The sequence below is a fragment of the Bacillus sp. B2-WWTP-C-10-Post-4 genome (genome assembly GCF_009183805.1).
Taxonomy (GTDB): Bacteria; Bacillota; Bacilli; order Bacillales; family Bacillaceae_G; genus Bacillus_A; species Bacillus_A cereus.
Genome location: NZ_WEII01000192.1, coordinates 1 through 4,640, shown reverse-complemented (window position 1 = coordinate 4,640; position 4,640 = coordinate 1). Strand labels below are relative to the sequence as shown.

The following is a 4,640-nucleotide window of genomic DNA, read 5'->3' as shown; positions in this document are numbered from 1 at the left end:
GTTAAAAGATATCTATTTAATAATAAATTATAAAAAAATATAAGTATTGATAAATAGAGAAGAATGTAGTGTTCTTACAGAAGGAAAATGAATTATCATTTGTATAATTAATAGAAGTAAAATAAAATAATAATTATAGGTAATAAAGAGAATTATTATTATAATCTTCAATAGGAGAGGTAAATTTGAAATATGGATAATAAAAATGAAAAAGAAAATTTATCTATTATAAATAAACATAGTGAATATATAGATACATATGTAGAGAATTTAAGAGATGTAGTTCCATTTCTGTATAACGATAGTTATGTGGATAAATTGGAAGAGAAAATGGAGCTTGCAGAAAAAGAGGGAAAGAGTAAATATACGTATTTAAGTGACCTGGAAGTTATTTATCATTTCGTACATTTACAAAAAGATATGGATGAGAAGAAGAATAGAAAAGAGGATACGAAAAAGAGTTATGTTTCTGAAATCTTGTCATTTTGTCAGTGCATGGTGCAGCATGCAGAAGAATTTGAATTGAATGGGGAAGAGGTACAGAAAAATGACTCTTTATTGAAAACATTGCAACCTTGGCATATTCGTAAATACAATTCTTGGCTGAAACGAGTAGAGAACGGTAGGAATGGTGACACATATGCAGTCGCAACACTTGCAAAGAAAACAGTGCTCATTCGTTCTTTTCTAAAACATCTTCATGCATTTTCTTATATTGAAAAGCCTCTTCATGAAGAACTACAGCGCGCAAATGTAAATGAGCAGGATCGGCCAAATCGGGACCTATCCTATGATGAGGTTATGAAAATTTTAGGGTTTTTTAAAGAAAGAGGACATTTAGTAAACTATACAATTTTACTGGCTCTAGCAAGTACTGGTGCAAGAATTCAAGAATTGTGCACCGCGAGAGTGAAAGATTTACATTACGACGGAAAGTACTGGTTAAAAGTCACTGGAAAAGGGGATAAAGTGCGTGAACTTTTTATTTCGGAACATTTATATCAGTGTATTTGTGAAATGAGGCTGAGAAGAGGATTCCAAACGGTATTGGATAAAGGGGATGAGAGTCCGGTATTTATAAATCAAAGAGGAAATACTTATAACTCTAAAACATTATCGAATCAAGTAACAGATATGATAAAAAAGACAAACTTAGAGTTTCTACTGTATCGTGAAAATCCAGTAACGGCGCATACATTCCGTCATGCTTTCGCAATTATGGCAGTAGAACAAGGTAATGCAGATTTATATCATTTAATGCAAACACTTGGCCATGAAAATATTCAAACGACTAAAATATATTTAGAAAAGCATATGAAGCGTAAAAACAACGTTGGATCTACTTTCGCTGATATGCTGGTTTAAACTTTATATAGTTTATAGGGGTATTTAATTATATATTTTTTACATAATTAAATGATTTATATGTTTGTTTATTAATTGTGAAGAAATATATAATTGGGGAAATAAATAAAATAACGAAATTCATTTTATACAGAAAAACCCAGGATGATTTTAAAAAGTTATCCTGGGTTTTTCTTGAATACACATAATTATTCATATTTCATAAAATTAATTTGAGTTAATTATAAGTTAGCAGAATTTATATCTATTCCAATCTGATAGTGTTAATAACATTATATAATTTGTAGAATTAGTTTATAGAGATTATGAAACTATTTTTCATTGGGTGTATCTAATTGATGATTGATTACTGTGCTGGACCTTTTATTCATAAGTATATAGATCCCACCTATGAATGATAAGATTACTGGATAGAAAATCGCCCAACCACTAAATGAGTATACAAAAATACATATAACTAAAGATAAGAAGGCCATCCACCAACCTATATCTTGAACTTTTAATAACTTAAGAGCAGCTAGCATTGTAAAAATATACGAGGTAATAAAAATTACACTAGGGCCTTTTAGAAGCATCTCTAAATTTGGTCGTGCTATACCATAAAAAATTAAAATACAACTAAAAATTCCGCCTAAAACTAGTAAAACCCTAGTTGGAGTTTGGAATTTAGAATGTAATTTAGCAAAGAAGGAAGGGAAATGTCCTTCTCTAGCTTGGGCGTAAATCATTCTTGAAAAACCTGCAATGTTAGCATGTACAGCACTAAACGAAATGAAAATTGCTAAAATAGTGGTTATATATGTACCTATTGGTCCTAATCCTTTTGATATTAGAATGCTAAGGGAAGCTATCTGGTTCTTATCACCATATGAGTGAGTCCCTATTGTTACAAAAGATATTGCAATGTACATAATTGAGATGCAAATTGCCCCTAAAAATAGACTAATGGAAATATCTTTAGCAGGTCTTTTAAACTCTTCAGCTAATGGGGTTATCATCTCCCATCCTACAAATGAGAAAAAGATAATTACAGAAGAAGCTCCAACAGAAGACCATCCGTTTGGTACAAAAGGTGTAAAAGAACTTAATTTTACATAGGGGATAGAAACGACAACAGCCACAATTATTAGAAGTGAAATTATACAAATGACAAACACACTTATTTTTGATGATAACTCAATTCCTTTAATATGTAAGAGTAAAGAAGTAATCAAAATTACTGCCGCGATGCCTATAACTCCTACATTACTTATTGGAAAAACATAACCAATATAATGGGCACCTGTTAAAGCGATAATAGGTAATCCAATAGGAATAGATCCTAACATAATCCATCCTAGGATTGCACTCGTATTTGCATTAAATGCCATTTGAACATAAGATGTAATTCCTCCTGCACTAGGAATTATTTTAGCAAGATGCGCCAGAGTTGCGACAATGGGAAAAGCTAATATAGACATGATAACCCAAGATAAAAGCGAAGCTGGTCCAGCGCTATTTGCAGTAATTGAGGGCAATATAAGAATTCCACAACCCAACACAGCCCCTATGGTTAATGCAGTCCCTTGTACCCAAGTAATTGAACGTTTCAATGATTGTTGTGTCAAGATACTCAGCCTCTCTTTCGTTAATTGATATCAATTATATAAAGTTTTAAAAAAAGATAACATGCTATAATTTATGTATTAATTATAATTTTCTTAAAAAATTTAAGAATTATTAATTGTATTCTTAATTAATCAAGGGGAGATACATTAATGGATCAAACAGATTTAAAGATTCTTTCACATCTTCAGGAAAATGCACGTTTAAGTATGGTTGAAATAGGAAAGCTGGTAGGTTTGAGTTCCCCCTCTGTTACAGAGCGAGTCAGAAGACTAGAGGAACAGGGTGTCATTATAAGTTATCGTACGATTGTTAATCCGAAAGAATTAAAAAAACATATTATCGCGTTTGTTTTAATGGAACCAAGAGATTGCAACAAATATAAAAAATTTGCAATGGAACATCCAGATGTAGTCGAATGCCATCGTATTGCCGGTTTATACAGTTATCTAACAAAGGTAGTGACAGAATCAGTACATACACTTGAAGACTATATTAATTTGTGCTTAGAGTATGGAAAGCCTACAACCTTAATAGTGCTTTCTTCTCCAGTAGAACATAAATCACTTTTTACAGAGAGTGAAAAATCTTGATTACATATGAGAGATTATTCTAAAAAGATAAATATTGTGAAATGATAAAATTTAAAATTATATATTTGGTATAGTGTTAGACTAGGGCTTCGGCACTAGCTTTTCTTTCGCTTGAATATATTACTAAGTCATATATAATATGCTTATATACTTGAAAGTGAGGGAGAGAATGGCATATAGCAAGGCGCAAAATGAAGCCACAAAAAACTATAAAAAACGTAATCCAGAACAAACGAAATATCTCAATTATAAAACTATGGCTAGAAGTTTCATCAAGAATTTAGCCACACAAGAAGATTTGGATATGCTAAAAGGATTAATGGCAGAAAAAGAGGAGAATGACCGTGCTAGAAAATAAATTAGGTATCAAAAATCAGTTGGAATTGAATCGAGTGGAAGAACGACTATCAAAAATGAAAGCCAAAGATTTATATGATTCAGGAGAAATAAACCACATAGAAGTTGGCACATTTAAAGGTCTTTCTGACATTCATAATTATCTATTTGAAGATATTTATTTCTTTGCTGGGAAGATTCGAAAGGTTAACATAGCGAAGGGGAACTTTCGATTTGCTCCTGTTATGTATCTAAGCCATTCACTAGAACATATAAATACTATGCCACAAACAACCTTTGATGAAATCGTTGAAAAGTATGTTGAAATGAACATTGCTCATCCTTTTAGAGAAGGAAACGGTAGAGCGACTAGAATATGGTTAGATTTAATCTTTAAGAATGAAATTCAACAGGTGGTTGACTGGAATAGGATTGATAAAGAAGATTATTTACTGGCAATGGAACGCAGCCCGATTAAAGATATTGAAATTAAGTATTTACTCAAAAATGCACTAGTAGATAAAATTAATAGTCGTGAAGTATTCATGAAAGGCATTGATATTAGTTATTATTATGAGGGATATACTGAATATGATATAGAGGATTTATAAATAAAAAAGGGCTGAAATTGCCCTTTTTTATTTGCGTTTTGAAGAGAATTTTTCATATAAAAACAGTATAAAATGGATTCCACCATGGATCCCTAGTGTTATTTGGAACTTATTCTTTATAGTATTACTT

Annotated in this window: 5 protein-coding genes; 4 read left to right on the top strand and 1 reads right to left on the bottom strand. The window is 31.2% G+C overall.

The window, feature by feature from the left end; genetic code table 11:
• The first annotated feature begins 192 nt into the window (after nt 1–192).
• Nucleotides 193–1,365 carry a tyrosine-type recombinase/integrase gene (locus GBN78_RS28635; protein ID WP_000369036.1) on the top strand — a complete coding sequence of 391 codons (1,173 nt, stop codon included), beginning with the start codon at nt 193–195 and terminating at the stop codon, nt 1,363–1,365.
• 311 nt (nt 1,366–1,676) lie between these two features.
• On the opposite strand, the gene GBN78_RS28630 is transcribed toward GBN78_RS28635, so the two are convergent.
• Entirely contained in the window at nt 1,677–2,972 is a 1,296-nt protein-coding gene (locus GBN78_RS28630; RefSeq protein WP_152127980.1) for an APC family permease, read from the bottom strand.
• A 150-nt stretch (nt 2,973–3,122) separates the two neighbouring features.
• Between GBN78_RS28630 and GBN78_RS28625 the strand changes: the two genes are divergently transcribed.
• The 3 genes from GBN78_RS28625 (at nt 3,123) to fic (ending at nt 4,510) form a co-directional block, all read left to right on the top strand.
• Nucleotides 3,123–3,563: an Lrp/AsnC family transcriptional regulator gene (locus tag GBN78_RS28625; RefSeq protein WP_152127979.1), complete on the top strand. Its 441-nt coding sequence runs from the start codon at nt 3,123–3,125 to the stop codon at nt 3,561–3,563.
• 169 nt (nt 3,564–3,732) lie between these two features.
• Complete coding sequence (locus GBN78_RS28620; protein WP_000331758.1) at nt 3,733–3,921, top strand: hypothetical protein; 189 nt, start codon at nt 3,733–3,735, stop codon at nt 3,919–3,921.
• Nucleotides 3,902–4,510, top strand: coding sequence for a protein adenylyltransferase Fic (gene fic / locus GBN78_RS28615; protein WP_033690372.1), 609 nt, complete (start codon nt 3,902–3,904; stop codon nt 4,508–4,510). The genes GBN78_RS28620 and fic overlap by 20 nt, the downstream gene beginning before the upstream one ends.
• Nucleotides 4,511–4,640: the final 130 nt, after the last annotated feature.

Bases quoted from the DNA above. Each gene is read 5' to 3' on its own strand.
- GBN78_RS28635 (WP_000369036.1), top strand. From the start codon at position 193: ATGGATAATAAAAATGAAAAAGAAAATTTATCTATTATAAATAAACAT.
- GBN78_RS28625 (WP_152127979.1), top strand. From the start codon at position 3,123: ATGGATCAAACAGATTTAAAGATTCTTTCACATCTTCAGGAAAATGCA.
- GBN78_RS28620 (WP_000331758.1), top strand. From the start codon at position 3,733: ATGGCATATAGCAAGGCGCAAAATGAAGCCACAAAAAACTATAAAAAA.
- fic (WP_033690372.1), top strand. From the start codon at position 3,902: ATGACCGTGCTAGAAAATAAATTAGGTATCAAAAATCAGTTGGAATTG.